This is a genomic window from Paraburkholderia unamae (genome assembly GCF_003096875.1).
Lineage (GTDB): Bacteria > Pseudomonadota > Gammaproteobacteria > Burkholderiales > Burkholderiaceae > Paraburkholderia > Paraburkholderia unamae.
On sequence record NZ_QEOB01000013.1, the window covers coordinates 239006 to 253508 of the forward strand.

The following is a 14503-nucleotide window of genomic DNA, read 5'->3' on the forward strand; positions in this document are numbered from 1 at the left end:
ACGCCAACGCGGGCGACGGCGCGAGATTCAGAACGGCTTGCCTTCGCTCTCGCGCCAGGCGCGCGCCATGAGCGTGTTCGAAGGCAGCGTTTCGTCGAGCAGCTTCTTCGCGCTCTGCGCGCCCGCGATCGGCAGGCCGGTGGGGTCGATCGCGCCGATCTGCGCGAGCACCGAGGCCTGATCCCAGTAGATGTGCTCGTTATAGAGCTTGTTGCCGCGAAAGCAGATCACGGCGAGCATCGGCACTTCGAAGTATTTGCCCGTGGGCGCGAGGCCCGGCAGCAGCCAGTCGATCTCGCGATCGTGCGTGCAGCAGAAGATGAACTCGTCCACCACGCGGTCCGAGCCGATGGTACGCGAGATCGGGATCAGGCGCGTGTCCTCGGGGTTCGAATGCACGAAGTGGTGCGTGTAGAAGCGCTTGAGCTCGTCGTGGCCCACGCCGCCCGTCATCGTCGGAATGTGGTTGACGTAGGGTTGCGCGACCATGGTCGGCATCACGTCGCTCGGGTTGCGCGCGACGAACTCGTGGTAGCAGTGTTCTTCCCACAGCGCGTTGAAGTCGTAGATCGGGCCGAGCACGCGGCGCAGCATGGCGAGCGTGCGCGAGTACGCCATCATCGTGGCGGGCTTGTCGTACTGCGGGCGCGAGGACGACGCGAACGCGTGGTCGCAGCCGGGGTAGGTGTACAGCTCGACGCCCGGTTTGTCCGCCAGCGCCTGCGCGATGCGCTCGCGCGTGGCGGCGTCACAGTGGGCGTCGTCGGCGCCGAAGTGCAGCATCAGCGGGCAGTGAATGCGCGCGGCTTCGTCCAGATTGTTTTCGAGGCCCACGGCGTAATAGCCGATCGCGCAATCCACATCGGTGCGCGTCGCACTCAGGTACGCGAGCTTGCCGCCCAGGCAGAAGCCCACCACGCCCGCCTTGCCGCGATGCTGCGGATGGGCGCGCAGCGCGGCGAGCGTTTGCGCCACGTCTTCCATCGCGAGATCGACGTCGAAGCGCTCATAGAGCGAGAACGCCTTTTGCGCGTCGGCGCCGTCGTAGCCGAGATCGACGTTCGGCTCCAGACGCCAGAACAGGTCCGGCACCATCACGACGTAGCCTTCCTCGGCGTAGCGGTCGGCAAGCGCGCGCATATAGCCGTTCACGCCGAATATCTCCTGGAGCAGCACGAGGCCGGGGCCGCTGCCCTCGGGCGGCAGCGCCGTGTAGGCGCGGAATGCGCCGCCGTCACGCGACGTGATCTGGGTCCATTGTCCGTTCATCGAGGTGTCTCCGTGTAGTCGTGGGTTGCCGTAGGTTAGCGTCGATCCCGCGCCGATGCAGCGAGTCACGCCGCGCCGAAACCGCCCGCCGGCGCGAGCGGCGGCAGCGCCGACTCGCCGCGTATCCACGCGTGCTGCGCAAGCTCGGCCATTTCGCGGTCGCCGCGGCTGTCGCCATAGGCGTAGAGCGTGGCGGGCGCGTGCTCGCCCCACCATGCGCGCAGCCGCGCGACCTTCTCCGGCCCCCAGCAGTTCTTGCCCGCGAGGCGGCCCGTGTACGCCCCGTCGCGCCATTCGAGTTCGCTCGCGAGCACGGTGCCGATGCCGACCGTCTGCGCCCACTTGCGCAGATAGATCGACGGCGAGGCGCTCACCAGCACCACGTCGTGGCCAAGCGCCTGGTGCTCGGCCACGCGCGCGAGCATCTCGGGGCGCAACAACGCGGGCAAACGGCGCTCGACGAAACGCTGCGCGGCGGCTTCGAGCGCCTCGCGCCGCACCGGTCCCAGCGCGGCGTAGAGAAAGCGCGCCTTGGTCGGCCCGCGCTGCGACCAGCCGGGCGCGATGCCAATCAGCCAGGGCAGGCAGCGCAGCGCGGCGGTGACGAAACGGGCGGGGCCGGCGGCGTCGAGCATGAAAGCGCGAAAGCTGTCGGACGTGGTGATGGTGCCATCAAAGTCGAATGCGGCGATGACGCGGTCGTTCATGTAGAGCGTATTGGGCAAAATGGGCAAGCGTGAAGGAAGAAGGCGGCGGGGCCGGCGTCATTGTCGGCGCAAACCCGAAGCGGCGGCAACGCGCGGTCCGACATTGATGCCATCGGTCGATGTGAATCGATACGGATACGCCGTGCGGATCAATGCGCGCGCTCACTGCGCCTGCGCCGCCAGGCGTGCGGCGTCGACGATCTCGATCTCACCGTAGCGCAGCGCGAGCACACCGTCGCGCTCCAGCTGGCGCAGGATCTGGTTCACGGTTTGCCGCGACAGCGCCAGCATGAGCGCGAGATCCTCCTGCGGCACGGGAATCACGCATCGCGCGCGCAACGCGGCGGGGGCAGGCGTGGGCGTGACGGCGGCCTCGCCATAGTCGTGCGCAAGCAGCAGCAGGCGGCGCGCCACGCGTGCGGGGGCGGGCAGGAGCGCGGTTTCCTCGATGGCGTCGAACGCGAGGCGCAGCTTTTGCGCGAGCAGCAGGCCGAACACGCGCCAGTATGCAGGCGTGGCGTCGAGCAGCGCCACGAGCGCGGCGCGCGGCACGTGAAAGAGCGTGGAGTCGCGCTCGGCGTAGGCGTCGTGCGTGCGCGCGCCGCCGTCGAACAGCGCGATCTCGCCGAACCAGCGCGCGGGCCCGACCACGGCCAGCAGCGCCTCGCGCCCGGCCATGCTCGCCGCCCCCACGCGCACCGCGCCTTCCAGTACGCAATAGAGGCCGTCGTCGGTGTCGCCGCGCATGAAGAGGCGCTCGCCCGCCGCGAGCGTGCGCACGCGCCCCGCTGCGCGCAGGGCCTCGCGCAGCGGTTCGGGCGCGGCGCGAAACCATGCGCTGCGTTCGAGCGCGGCGGCAGTCGGCACGGATCGGGGGGCGGGCGACGAGGCGGCGCGTGAAGTCATCGGCGGGGTGCGCGTTGGCATTGGGCGGCGCAATTGTCGGCTAGCCGAAGGTTTGCGCGCGTGAGCCCGACGATCATAATGATTTTCGAGACAAAGGGGCACCCATGAGAAACCTGACCGAGCAGCTCACCCAGTACGCCGCCTATCATCGCGACACGCGTAACATCGGTACCCATTTCATCGGCATTCCGCTCATCGTGCTCGCGCTCGCCGTGCTGCTTTCGCGTCCGGCCGTCGCGCCGGGGCTGCCCTTTGTGTCCTTTGCGTCCTTTGTGCCCGTTGCGGTGTCGCCCGCATGGCTCCTGTTCGGCGCCGCCACGATCTATTACCTCGTGCTGGACGTGCCGCTCGGGCTGATGATGGCGGTCGTCTCCGTGGCGTGCGTGGCGTTCGGCGCGTGGATCGCGCAGCAAGGCACCGCCGCGTGGCTGGGCGGCGGCGTGGCGCTCTTCGTGATCGGCTGGATCTTTCAGTTCGTCGGGCATATTGCGTGGGAGCATCGCAAGCCGGCGTTCGTCGACGATCTCATCGGCCTCATGATCGGGCCGCTGTTCGTGCTCGCCGAGGCGCTGTTCAGCATCGGCTGGCGCCCCGCGTTGCGCGCGGCGATCGAGGCCAAGGTCGGCCCCACGCGCATCAATGCGCCGCGCGGGCAGCAAGCGCGGCCTTGAACGGCGTGTGGGCCGTCAGCGTTCGAACCGCACGAGCCGCGCCGCGTGCAGCGCCGTGAGCGCGACGGCCACCCAGATCGGCACGTAGGTCGCGAGCTGGCGCATGCCCAGATGTTCGCCGAGCAGCGTCACCGAAACGATCACGAGCAGCACCGGCTCCACATAGCCGAGGATGCCGAAAAGGGCCATCGGCAGCATGCGGCTCGCCTTCAGGTACGACGCGAGCGCCACCGTGCTGAGCACGCCGAGGCCCGGCAACAGCACGAAAGCGAGGAACTTGTGCGCGTCGAGGAGCGCGAGCGAGCCGCCCGCGCGCACTTCGATCACGGCTACCGGCACGAGCAGCAGCATCTCCACGGCGAAGGTGACGAGCGAGTCCGCGTGAATCTTGCGGCGCAACACGAAATACGGCGGATAGCCGAGCGCCACGAGCAACGTGGGCCACGAGAACGCGTGCGTGGCCCACAACTCGTGCGCCACGCCCACGGCCGCGCACGCGACGGCAAGCCATTGCAGCCGTTCGAGCCGCTCGTGGTAGTAGTAGCGGCCCACCAGCACCATGATGAGCGGCAGCAGGAAGTAACCGAGCGACACCTCCAGCATGCGCCCGTGCAGCGGCGCCCACAGGAACACCCATAGCTGCGAGCCGAGCAGCGCGGCGCTCGCCACGAGTGCCAGCGCGGTGCGTGGCTCGCGCACCATGCGCATGAGGAGCGCGCCCAGTTGCGGCGCGCGCTTGCGCAGCAGCAGCAAGGCCAGCGCGCCCGGCGCGGTCCAGATGACGCGCCAGGCGAAGATATCGAGGCCGCCCAGCGGCGCAAGCAGCAGCGTATAGGCCGACATCAGCGCGAACAGCGCCGAAGCGCCCACGGAAAATGCGAGACCGCGCCCGGTTTCGTGCTGGTTCATCGGGATGGTCGGCGGCGCAAAACGGAACCGCAGAGGGGGCGAGCGGCGCGGCGCGTAAATTTCGCGCGCGCGGGTAAAAACGTTGTCATTTGAATTGGCTATTGAATAAGACGCGAACTCGCAAAGCCCGCGGCGAGACCGCATTCTAGTCGTGTTTTGGCGGCCTGAGGCGCCGCAAACCCGCGCCGCGCAAGGCGGGCATGTGCGATGCTCCCATTGCGGTTCGCCGCGGCGGCGCAATTAAGTCTGTGCAGACTGCGCAACGATGGACTAGAACGTAAGTCTTGCCGCGCCAGCCCGCCGTCACCAACGTCCAACGCCCACTGGAGCCCGCATGACACTTCCTGCGCCCCGCCCCGCCGTTGCGGATCCCGCCCGCTCACAGGCCCTTCGCGCCGCCAGCGAATTCGCCGCCGACGTGCGCGCGGGCCTCACGCGCGCGCCGCAGAAAGAACTGCCCTCGAAGTATCTGTATGACGAAGTGGGCTCGGCCCTCTTCGAAGTGATCACCGTGCTGCCGGAATACGGCGTCACGCGTTCCGAGGAGCGCCTGCTCACGCGCTACGCGGCCGAGATCGTCGAGGCGCTGCCCTCCGACGTCAAGGTCGCGGAGCTCGGCAGCGGCAGCGGCCGCAAGACGCGCCGCATTCTCGAAGCGCTGTGCCGCAAGCGCCCCACTTCATACTGTCCGATCGAGATTTCACGCAGCGCGCTGCAACTGTGCCGGCGCGAGCTGGCCGACATCGAACGCATCTCGATCGTCGGCTACGAGCGCGACTATCTCGCCGGTCTTTCGGAAGTGAGCCGCCAGCGCAAGCCCGGCGAGCAACTGTTCGTGCTCTTTCTCGGCAGCACGATCGGCAACTTCGCGCGGCTCGCGGCCACGCGCTTCTTGCGCGACATCCGCGCGATGCTGCGTCCCGGCGACACCCTGCTGCTCGGCACCGATCTCGTGAAGCCCGTGGACACGCTGATCGCCGCCTACGACGACGCCATCGGCGCCACGGCCGCGTTCAACCTGAACCTGCTCGCGCGCATCAACCGCGAACTCGACGCCAACTTCGACCTGCACGACTTCGAGCACGTCGCGCGCTTCAACCCCGACGTGCGCAGCATCGAAATGCATCTGCGCGCGAAGCGCGACGTGCGCGCCGAAGTGAACGCGGCGGGCTTGAGCGTCGAGATCGGCGCGGGTGAAACGATCTGGACCGAGAGCAGCCACAAGTACCACGCCGACGAAATTCCGGCGATCGCCGCCGACGCGGGATTTCGCTGCGTGCGCCAGTGGGTCGAGAAAGAGTGGGGATTCGCGGAGAGCCTGCTCGAGGTGAAGTGAGGGGTATCTGAACTGCAACGAAAAAGCGGTGCGCCTTTTGCATGGCGCACCGCTTTTTTTGCACTGGGTTCGCGGGCGATGTCAGTGCTGTTCGAAGCGCTCGTAACGCTTTTCGCTCGTGCGCTCCTCGCTTTCCACCGAACTCACGCGCGCGGCGGGCGGCCCGTGGCGCAGCCACGACAGCATGCGGTCCACCTGGTTGGCCGTGCCCTGGATCACGGCTTCCACCGAACCGTCCTCCATGTTCGCGACATAGCCGCGAATGCGCAGCGCGTGCGCCTGGCGCACCGTCGCGTGACGAAAGCCCACGCCCTGCACCGTCCCGCGCACGCGCACATAGTACGTTTCCAGGCGCGTATCCAGATCCGGTTCGCTCATTGTTCAATCTCCATGATTTGATGCTTGCGCTGCCGATACGGTCGGCATTGTAGACGCCATCGCGCGAGCGCGCCGGGCGCGAGCCGAGGCACAGCCAGGCCCGCGCCGCGTACAATCCGTGCCACGTCGCGCCGCGTACGCCGCGACGTCGCCCGAAGCCGTCACCCGAACATGGAAGCCACCCTGCAATGACCGACACCGCCCGCGCCACTACGTCCCGCGCCAACCGGGACCTCGTGCTGATCACCGGAGCGTCCGGCTTCGTCGGCTCGGCCGTCGCCCGCATCGCGCAGGAAAAGGGCTTTGCCGTGCGCGTGCTGGTGCGCGCGACGAGTCCGCGCAAGAACCTCGAAGCGCTCGACGCCGAGATCGTCACCGGCGACATGCGCGACGCCGCTTCGATGCGCCAGGCGCTTGCCGGCGTGCGCTACCTCTTCCACGTGGCCGCCGACTATCGCCTGTGGGCGCCCGATCCGCACGAAATCGAGCGCGCCAATCTCGAAGGCGCCGAGGCCACGATGCGCGCGGCGCTCGAAGCGGGTGTGGAGCGCATCGTCTACACGAGCAGCGTGGCGACGCTCAAGGTGACGAGCTCGGGCAACTCCGCCGACGAAACCTCGCCGCTCACGGCCGGGCAGGCAATCGGCGTGTACAAGCGCAGCAAGGTGCTCTCGGAGCGCGCCGTGGAGCGCATGATCGAGCGCGACGGCCTGCCCGCCGTGATCGTCAATCCGTCCACGCCGATCGGCCCGCGCGACGTGAAGCCCACGCCCACGGGGCGCATCATCGTGGAAGCCGCCACCGGCAAGATTCCCGCGTTCGTCGACACGGGCCTGAACCTCGTGCACGTCGACGACGTCGCGAACGGCCACTTCCTCGCGCTGGAGCGCGGGCGCATCGGCGAGCGCTATATCCTCGGCGGCGAGAACCTGCCGCTCCAGCAAATGCTCGCCGACATCGCCGGCATGGTGGGCCGCAAGCCGCCCACCATCGCGCTGCCGCGCTGGCCGCTCTACCCGCTCGCGATGGGCGCGGAAGCCGTGGCGCGCTTCACGAAGCGCGAGCCGTTCGTGACCGTCGACGCGCTCAAGATGTCGAAAAACAAGATGTATTTCACCTCGGCGAAAGCGGAGCGCGAGCTCGGTTATCGCGCGCGGCCGTATCGCGAAGGGCTGAAGGATGCGCTTGCGTGGTTCCGCGAAGCGGGCTATCTGAACGCCAAATAACAAGCAAGCCCAGCAAATTGTTACAACTTTTGTTGCGACATGCGTACAACTCCCGGAAGGCAATGCAGGCGCGCTATGGGTAAAATCGCAGGTCTTACCTGAGAAGCCTCGCATGAATCTTCAAGAACAGATTGGCGTGCTCGCAGCTGGCGTCGATCAGCTCATTCAGGCCGCCGCCGCTGTACAGGGCACGCGCGCCGATGAACGCGCAGCCGCCGAACCCCTCCAGACGTCTCCCGTTGCAAGCAGCGAAGTGGAAGCCGTGAGCGCAGCCGACGCTGTGGCGACGGCGCTCGCCGCGACGCCGGAAGCCGAAGCCGCTGCCTCCACCGAAGCCGTGGCGGTTGCCGAAGCACGTGAACACGTCGAACCCATTGAACCTGTCGTGCCCGTTGAATCCGTCGTGCCTGCTGAACCTGTCGAAGCCGCTGAAACCGTCGAAGCCGTGAGCGCAGTCGAGACCGCCGAACCGGCCGCCGCCGGGGCGCCGCCCGAGCTGCTCGTGGCGCGCCCGACGCAAAACGAGATCACGCTGACGATCGGCGGCCAGACGGTCACGCTCAACGCGGTGCAGATCGGCCAGATGATCGAGGAGCTGGCGAACGCGCGCGCCTCGATGCAACCCGAGCCGCCGCCCGGCATTCCGCCCGGCTGGCGTTTCGCCTCGACGAAAAACCCGGTGATGGCCGTGCAGAAGCAGTCCAACGGCGACCGCCTGCTCGTGATGCGCCACACGGGTCACGGCTGGGTGCCGTTCACGTTTTCGCCCGATATCGTCGTGCAGATGTATATGATGCTCACGCAGCGCTAACGCGCGAGCGGACATCGAAAAGCAGAAAGGGCGCCGAGGCGCCCTTTTTTACTTCATCCGTTGCCGGATTTCGCAGACGATCAACGTCCTTGCGCCGGCGCCTGCACGCGCGCCTTCCACTGTCCGCCCTTGCCGCGCCAGAAGCGCCATGCCGAAGCGAACGTCGCGCCCACGTAGAACAGCGCGACGAGCGGCAGGAACGGCGCCCACAACGGCGAGCGACGGTAATAGGCGAGCATCGGCGAGTAGGCGCAGCACATCAGCGCCCACGCGAGCCACGCGGGCCAGCCTTTCGGGCCGAGCACGAGCGCAACGACGGGCGGCGCGAGATAGATCACCGTCATGCCGAGGAGCGTGCCCGCGAGCTGCCACGCCGAGTAGTGCAGTTGCGTGAACGCCGTGCGCGCGATCATGTTCCAGATGTCCTTCCACGAATCGTACGGGCGCAGCGACACGCTCTTCGCGGCAACGTCGAGCCGGATCGGGTGATGCCCCTCGCCACGGTGCTTGATGCGCGCGGCCAGGCTGCAATCGTCGATCAGTTCGGCGCGGATCGACTCGATGCCGCCCGCCTCTTCGAGCGCCTGGCGGCGCACCAGCATGCAGCCGCCGGCCGCGGCCGCCGTGCGGTTCTTCGGGTTGTTCACCCACGAGAACGGGTAGAGCTTCGCGAAGAAGAACACGAACGCCGGGATCAGCGCCTTCTCCCAGAACGAGTCGCAGCGCAGACGCACCATCAGCGAGACGAGATCGCGGCCTTCTGCCTGCGCGCGCACCACGAGTTGCGCGAGCGCCTCGGGCGGGTGGCCGATGTCGGCGTCGGTGAGCAGCAGGTAGTCGGCGGGCAGCTTGAGCGTGCGCACGGCCTCGATGCCCTGCGACTGCGCCCACACCTTGCCCGACCAGCCTGCGGGCAGCGGCTTCGCGGTGATCACGCTGAGCTTTTCCGGGCATTGCAGCGCGAGCGCGGCGGCGCGGGCGGCTTCGGCCGTGCCGTCGGTGCTGTGGTCGTCGATCACGATCACGTGGAATTCGCCGCCATAGTTCTGCTGGAGCAGCGAGCTCACGGCCTCGCCGATCGCATCGGCCTCGTTGCGCGCGGGCACCACGGCGCAGGCGGCGGGCCAGCCGGCCGCGGGTTCGACGAGCGGCAGCGCCTGGGCCGGGCGCGCGCGCCAGAAGCCGCCGCGGCCGAACAGCAGGACGAGCCAGATCACCAGCGAGAGGCAAGAAACGGCAAACAGGATGGTCGTAGTCATGCGTTGTTACTCTCGATCGAAGGCGCGCGCACGCCCACGCGGCGCGACAGCCACATAGCCGCCGTGCGCAGGAGCACGACGGTCCAGTCGGGTGCGCGCAGCACGGGCCGCGCGCGCAATACATCGTAGCCGGCGCGCTCGATGCAATCGAGCATGCGCAGGCCGCCATGCACGACGCTGCACAGTTCGAGGCCGAAGCGCCCCGGCACGCGCAGCGCGAGCGGCGCGCCGCTCACCATCAGCGAGCGCGCACGCGCCACCTCGTGCGCCATCAGCGCGCGCCAGGCGTCGTCGACCCGGCCCGCGGCGATCTGCGCTTCGCTCACGCCAAAGCGCTCGCGCTCGGCCAGCGGCAGGTAGATGCGGCCGCGCGCCCAGTCGGCGCTCACGTCCTGCAAGAAGGTGATGAGCTGCAACGCGGTGCAGATTGCGTCGGAATCGGCGAGATTGTCGGGCGTCGCTTCATGGATCAGATGCAGCATCAAGTGGCCGATCGGGTTCGCCGAGCGCCGGCAGAAGTCCATCAGCTCGAAGCGGTCGGCATAGCGCGTCGTGTCGATGTCCTGATCGAACGCCGTGACGAGATCGTAGAAAGGCGCGAGCGGCAGCCGGTTCTGGCGCACCACGTTCGCGAGCTTCGCGAACAGCATGGGGTGCACCGTCGCCGGGCGGCCTTCGGCCACGGCGTTCAGCCCTTCGCGAAAATCGGCGAGGCGCGTGTGACGCTCCTCGGGGCTCCAGTCGCCTTCATCCGCGATGTCGTCGAGCGTGCGCGCGACGTGGTAGATCACGCCGACAGGCGCGCGCAGCGCCTTCGGCAGCAACACGCGCGCTACCGGAAAATCGTCGTAGTGGTCGGGTTCCATCAAGGCGTCCAGAATGGGGTCGTATCCTGCGGGCGCCCTCCCGGCGGCCGCAGGACGCGATAGTTTAAGGGTTCCCGCGCCATGTTGCACCGCGCAAGGGCGAACCGACCGCGTTCGAAATCGCGCTGAACCCCATGCCGCGGGCGCTGCGGGCGCGACGTTGCCGGTACGGCGCAAGGGCCATACGGCGGGCTTTTCGGGCGCATCCGGCGCGAGCGCGAGTGCGACCGTCGCGTGCGCGCCGCACCTCGTCGCGCGCCACGCAGCAAACCGGCGGCGAAGGGGTTAAAATGCGCGTCTGGTTTTTACTCCGTCCCCCTCAGACGGAATTATTGGTATTCATATTAAATAGACAGCCGCAGCGATCAGGTCATTTTTACCGACTCGCTCGCCTTCTGCGGCAGTCGGAGTTCGCCACCTTATGCGAGTGATCCTTGCCCAACCCCGCGGCTTTTGTGCGGGGGTTGTCCGCGCTATCGAAATTGTCGATCGCGCTTTGCAGAAGCACGGCGCGCCCGTCTACGTGCGCCATGAGATCGTCCACAACCGGCACGTGGTCGAAAACCTGCGCAACAAGGGCGCGCGTTTCGTGGAAGAGCTCGACGAAGTGCCCGAAGGCGCCGTCGCGATCTTCAGCGCGCACGGCGTAGCGAAGACCGTGGAACGCGCCGCCGAGGAACGCGACCTCGACGTGCTCGACGCCACCTGCCCGCTCGTCACGAAGGTTCATGTGCAGGGCCGCCAGTACGTTGCAGCGGGCCGCACGCTGATCCTGATCGGCCATGCCGGTCACCCCGAAGTGGAAGGCACGATTGGCCAGATCCCCGGCACCGTGCTGCTCGTGCAGAGCGAAGCCGATGTTTCGAAGCTCGATCTACCGCTCGATGCGCCGCTCGCTTACGTGACGCAAACCACGCTTTCGGTGGACGACACGCGCGGCATCATCGACGCGCTGCTCGCACGGTTCTCCGACATCGTCGGTCCGGACACGCGCGACATCTGCTACGCGACGCAGAACCGGCAGGCCGCGGTGCGCGAACTGTCGGATCTGGTGGAAGTGCTGCTGGTCGTGGGCGCGACGAACAGCTCGAACTCGAATCGCCTGCGCGAAATCGGCAGCGAAACGGGTGTGCCGAGCTATCTTGTGGCCGACGGCTCGGAAGTGAAGTCGGAGTGGTTCGCCAATGTGCAGACGGTCGGCATCACGGCCGGCGCATCGGCGCCCGAGGAAATGGTTGAGAACGTGATTGACGCGCTGCGCGCGTTAGGGCCTGTCGAGGTCTCGACGATGGCGGGCCGTGAAGAAAAAGTCGAATTCAAGCTGCCGTCGAAGCTGTTGCAACCGCTCGTCGCGCGCGAAGTTTAAGGAGGACACACTTTGTCTATTCCGCTGCTACAAAAAGTCCGCGTTGGCTCGTACATCTTCCGCCAGCATTTCAGCGGCAACAAACGCTATCCGCTCGCGCTCATGCTCGAGCCGCTGTTCCGCTGTAATCTCGCCTGCAATGGCTGCGGCAAGATCGACTATCCGGATCCCATCCTGAACCAGCGTCTGTCGCTGCAAGAGTGCCTGGAAGCCGTCGATGAGTGCGGCGCGCCGGTCGTTTCCATCGCAGGCGGCGAGCCGCTGCTGCACAAGGAAATGCCGCAGATCGTGAAGGGCATCATGGCGCGCAAGAAGTTCGTGTACCTGTGCACGAACGCGCTGCTCATGGAAAAGAAGATGGACGACTACCAGCCGAATCCGTATTTCGTCTGGTCGGTGCACCTGGACGGCGACCGCGAAGCGCACGACCATTCGGTCTCGCAGGACGGCGTGTACGACAAGGCCGTCGCGGCCATCAAGGAAGCCAAGCGTCGCGGCTTCCGCGTGAACATCAACTGCACGCTGTTCAACGACGCCGTGCCCGAGCGCGTGGCGAAGTTCTTCGACACGGTCGGCGAGATCGGCGTGGACGGCATCACGGTGTCGCCGGGCTATGCCTATGAGCGCGCGCCGGACCAGCAGCACTTCCTGAACCGCGACAAGACCAAGAACCTGTTCCGCGAGATCTTCAAGCGCGGCAACAACGGCAAGAAGTGGTCGTTCAGCCAGTCGAGCCTGTTCCTCGACTTCCTCGCGGGCAACCAGACCTACCAGTGCACGCCCTGGGGCAACCCGGCGCGCACGGTGTTCGGCTGGCAAAAGCCGTGCTATCTGGTCGGCGAAGGTTACGTGAAGACCTTCAAGGAACTGATGGAAACGACGGACTGGGACAAGTACGGCACGGGCAAGTATGAGAAGTGCGCGGACTGCATGGTCCACTGCGGCTTCGAAGCGACGGCCGTGATGGACACGGTGGCGCACCCGCTCAAGGCCGCGCGCATTGCCCTTACGGGCGCGCGCACCACCGGCGCGTTCGCGAAGGACATCCCGCTCGAAGGCGCGCGTCCGGCTGAATACGTGTTCTCGCGTCACGTCGAGATCAAGCTCGAAGAAATCAAGAGCGCGGCCAAGACGAAGAAGCCGGTGACGGTCGCGGCTAGCTAATACGCTTTGATTCGCTTCGCTTTCCGCCTCGCGCGGAAAGCCTGCAAAAAGGGCGCAACGGTTTTTGCCGTTGCGCCCTTTGTCTTTTCAGGCGAGACGTCACCCGTACGTCAATGCCCTGCCGACTGCCGCGCCATAGCGACAATATCGCTTTCCTTGATGGTGCGAATCACCTTCTCTTCCGCGCGCAGATCGAGCGAGCGGCTCAACGCGTAGTAGCTCGCACCCGCAACGACCAGCCCGACCAGCCAGGCGAGATCGATGCCATCCATCAGATGTGCGAAGTAACCGACGAAGATCTCCTTGCCCGATTCGTTGTCGACGATGGCGAAGAACGGAATCATCGCGGCAAAACCGATCAGGTACGCAACGATCCCGCGCGCCTGCCACGCGCCGTAAATCCCCTGCGGCGTGAAGAAGTGCGAGATCGCGTAACGGCCCTTGCGCACGAAAAAGTAGTCCACGAGATTCACGGAAGTCCACGGCACGAGGAAGTACAGCATCAGCACGAGGAAGGTGTTGAGCAACGCCACGCCATTGCCTCTGATCGAGAGCGTGCACGCCATCACGATTGCGCTGATCGCCATGACCGCGCCAATGCGCGCGCCACGCGTGGGCTTGATCTTGCGAAACGAGTCCACGCCCGTGAGCAACGTGAGCATGGCGCTGTACGTATTGAGTGCGATGATCGGCAGGAAACCCGCCACCGAAACGACGACCAGCAGGCTGCCGCAGCCCGGAAACAGCGACGCGCCAACCTGGTTGAGCGCGACGAGCGCATCGGAGGCCTTCAGTTGCTGCGCGAGCCATGCGCCGAGACCGATCATCCACGCACCCGAAAGCGAGGCGCCGAGGAAAATGGCCGAAATCAGCTTCGCGCGGCTGGTGTGCTTCGGCAAATAGCGCGAGTAGTCCGAAACATAGGGCGCGTACGAGATGTTGTAGCTCGCGCCAATGGCGAATTGCGTGAGGAACGCGACCCAGTTGAAGCCGAGGTGCGCGCCCGACGCCACGGCGGGAATGGCGGGAATAGACGCAGCGCCCTTGCCTGCACCAAACGCGAGAGCAACCGTCACGAGCGCGTAGAGCGGCAGCGTCGCGATCAGTGCCCACTTGAACGCCTTGTGCATGAGATCGTGCCCGAAGATCGCGAGCGCGCCGCCCACGATCGACGCCGCGATCGCCACCACCGCGGGATTCACGCCGAACACATTCTTCAGCCCGTCCATGATGAGCGAGATGTTCACGACGTTGAAGCCGACGAACACGAACAGCGTGGCGAGCAGCGCGAGCGCGACGCCACGATAGCCGAACTGCGCGCGTGACTGGATCATCTGCGGCAAGCCCATTTCCGGGCCCTGCGAGCCGTGGAACGCCATGAAGATCGTGCCGAACATGATGCCGAGCGCCCCCGCCAGCGTGGTCCAGCCGGCGGAGAGGCCGATGCTCGGGCCCACGAAGCCGATCGAGATCGTGAAGAAGTGGAAGTTGCCGAGGAACCAGAACGGGCCCTGGCTACTGAGCTTCGCGTGACGCTCGCGCTCGGGGATGTAGTCGATCGAGTGGCTCTCGATTTCGAGGCCGGCCGCCTCGCCCGCGAGGGCGGCGTTTTCATGGGCATTCATGCAACGAGTC

At 66.6% G+C, this 14503-nt stretch carries 14 protein-coding genes; 6 read left to right on the forward strand and 8 right to left on the reverse strand.

Features of this window, described 5'->3' with window-relative positions; genetic code table 11:
• Positions 1 to 27: 27 nt before the first annotated feature.
• The 3 genes from C7402_RS26730 to C7402_RS26740 form a co-directional block, all read right to left on the reverse strand.
• Positions 28 to 1269 (reverse strand): dienelactone hydrolase family protein, encoded by a 1242-nt coding sequence (locus C7402_RS26730; RefSeq protein WP_112170812.1) that lies wholly within the window; start codon positions 1267 to 1269, stop codon positions 28 to 30.
• A gap of 65 nt (positions 1270 to 1334) precedes the next feature.
• Positions 1335 to 1976, reverse strand: a complete 642-nt coding sequence (locus C7402_RS26735) for an HAD family hydrolase (protein WP_112171110.1) — start codon at positions 1974 to 1976, stop codon at positions 1335 to 1337.
• A 162-nt stretch (positions 1977 to 2138) separates the two neighbouring features.
• Positions 2139 to 2882 carry a Crp/Fnr family transcriptional regulator gene (locus C7402_RS26740; protein WP_116612782.1) on the reverse strand — a complete coding sequence of 248 codons (744 nt, stop codon included), beginning with the start codon at positions 2880 to 2882 and terminating at the stop codon, positions 2139 to 2141.
• A gap of 104 nt (positions 2883 to 2986) precedes the next feature.
• Between C7402_RS26740 and C7402_RS26745 the strand changes: the two genes are divergently transcribed.
• Entirely contained in the window at positions 2987 to 3553 is a 567-nt protein-coding gene (locus tag C7402_RS26745; RefSeq protein WP_116612783.1) for an Mpo1 family 2-hydroxy fatty acid dioxygenase, read from the forward strand.
• A 15-nt stretch (positions 3554 to 3568) separates the two neighbouring features.
• On the opposite strand, the gene rarD is transcribed toward C7402_RS26745, so the two are convergent.
• Entirely contained in the window at positions 3569 to 4462 is an 894-nt protein-coding gene (rarD, locus tag C7402_RS26750; protein WP_116612784.1) for an EamA family transporter RarD, read from the reverse strand.
• 334 nt (positions 4463 to 4796) lie between these two features.
• Here rarD and egtD point away from each other — a divergent pair, with 334 nt between their 5' ends.
• The gene (gene egtD / locus C7402_RS26755) at positions 4797 to 5798 is read left to right on the forward strand and encodes an L-histidine N(alpha)-methyltransferase (RefSeq protein WP_116612785.1); all 1002 of its coding nucleotides are present in this window, start codon (positions 4797 to 4799) and stop codon (positions 5796 to 5798) included.
• Positions 5799 to 5879: 81 nt separating this feature from the next.
• Here egtD and C7402_RS26760 read toward each other — a convergent pair whose 3' ends face one another.
• Positions 5880 to 6176: an acylphosphatase gene (locus C7402_RS26760; protein WP_116612786.1), complete on the reverse strand. Its 297-nt coding sequence runs from the start codon at positions 6174 to 6176 to the stop codon at positions 5880 to 5882.
• A 188-nt stretch (positions 6177 to 6364) separates the two neighbouring features.
• Between C7402_RS26760 and hpnA the strand changes: the two genes are divergently transcribed.
• Together hpnA and C7402_RS26770 are read left to right on the forward strand one after the other, a co-directional pair.
• Entirely contained in the window at positions 6365 to 7402 is a 1038-nt protein-coding gene (hpnA, locus tag C7402_RS26765; protein ID WP_116612787.1) for a hopanoid-associated sugar epimerase, read from the forward strand.
• Positions 7403 to 7514: 112 nt separating this feature from the next.
• Complete coding sequence (locus tag C7402_RS26770; RefSeq protein WP_116612788.1) at positions 7515 to 8213, forward strand: hypothetical protein; 699 nt, start codon at positions 7515 to 7517, stop codon at positions 8211 to 8213.
• 80 nt (positions 8214 to 8293) lie between these two features.
• Here C7402_RS26770 and C7402_RS26775 read toward each other — a convergent pair whose 3' ends face one another.
• Positions 8294 to 9472, reverse strand: a complete 1179-nt coding sequence (locus tag C7402_RS26775; RefSeq protein ID WP_116612789.1) for a glycosyltransferase — start codon at positions 9470 to 9472, stop codon at positions 8294 to 8296.
• Positions 9469 to 10338 (reverse strand): squalene synthase HpnC, encoded by an 870-nt coding sequence (gene hpnC, locus C7402_RS26780; protein WP_116612790.1) that lies wholly within the window; start codon positions 10336 to 10338, stop codon positions 9469 to 9471. The genes C7402_RS26775 and hpnC overlap by 4 nt, the downstream gene beginning before the upstream one ends.
• A gap of 421 nt (positions 10339 to 10759) precedes the next feature.
• Between hpnC and ispH the strand changes: the two genes are divergently transcribed.
• Positions 10760 to 11704 (forward strand): 4-hydroxy-3-methylbut-2-enyl diphosphate reductase, encoded by a 945-nt coding sequence (ispH, locus tag C7402_RS26785; protein ID WP_112170802.1) that lies wholly within the window; start codon positions 10760 to 10762, stop codon positions 11702 to 11704.
• 12 nt (positions 11705 to 11716) lie between these two features.
• Positions 11717 to 12868, forward strand: a complete 1152-nt coding sequence (hpnH, locus tag C7402_RS26790; protein ID WP_112170801.1) for an adenosyl-hopene transferase HpnH — start codon at positions 11717 to 11719, stop codon at positions 12866 to 12868.
• A gap of 110 nt (positions 12869 to 12978) precedes the next feature.
• Here the strand turns inward: hpnH and C7402_RS26795 are convergent, their stop codons facing one another.
• Positions 12979 to 14493: a purine-cytosine permease family protein gene (locus C7402_RS26795; protein ID WP_116612791.1), complete on the reverse strand. Its 1515-nt coding sequence runs from the start codon at positions 14491 to 14493 to the stop codon at positions 12979 to 12981.
• Positions 14494 to 14503 lie beyond the last annotated feature (10 nt).

Excerpts from the sequence above, each read along its gene's own strand:
- hpnA (WP_116612787.1), top strand. The coding sequence starts at position 6,365 with ATGACCGACACCGCCCGCGCCACTACGTCCCGCGCCAACCGGGACCTC.
- C7402_RS26770 (WP_116612788.1), top strand. The coding sequence starts at position 7,515 with ATGAATCTTCAAGAACAGATTGGCGTGCTCGCAGCTGGCGTCGATCAG.
- C7402_RS26795 (WP_116612791.1), bottom strand. The coding sequence starts at position 14,493 with ATGAATGCCCATGAAAACGCCGCCCTCGCGGGCGAGGCGGCCGGCCTC.
- ispH (WP_112170802.1), top strand. The coding sequence starts at position 10,760 with ATGCGAGTGATCCTTGCCCAACCCCGCGGCTTTTGTGCGGGGGTTGTC.
- hpnC (WP_116612790.1), bottom strand. The coding sequence starts at position 10,338 with ATGGAACCCGACCACTACGACGATTTTCCGGTAGCGCGCGTGTTGCTG.
- C7402_RS26775 (WP_116612789.1), bottom strand. The coding sequence starts at position 9,472 with ATGACTACGACCATCCTGTTTGCCGTTTCTTGCCTCTCGCTGGTGATC.
- C7402_RS26735 (WP_112171110.1), bottom strand. The coding sequence starts at position 1,976 with ATGAACGACCGCGTCATCGCCGCATTCGACTTTGATGGCACCATCACC.
- C7402_RS26745 (WP_116612783.1), top strand. The coding sequence starts at position 2,987 with ATGAGAAACCTGACCGAGCAGCTCACCCAGTACGCCGCCTATCATCGC.
- C7402_RS26740 (WP_116612782.1), bottom strand. The coding sequence starts at position 2,882 with ATGACTTCACGCGCCGCCTCGTCGCCCGCCCCCCGATCCGTGCCGACT.
- C7402_RS26730 (WP_112170812.1), bottom strand. The coding sequence starts at position 1,269 with ATGAACGGACAATGGACCCAGATCACGTCGCGTGACGGCGGCGCATTC.
- C7402_RS26760 (WP_116612786.1), bottom strand. The coding sequence starts at position 6,176 with ATGAGCGAACCGGATCTGGATACGCGCCTGGAAACGTACTATGTGCGC.
- egtD (WP_116612785.1), top strand. The coding sequence starts at position 4,797 with ATGACACTTCCTGCGCCCCGCCCCGCCGTTGCGGATCCCGCCCGCTCA.
- rarD (WP_116612784.1), bottom strand. The coding sequence starts at position 4,462 with ATGAACCAGCACGAAACCGGGCGCGGTCTCGCATTTTCCGTGGGCGCT.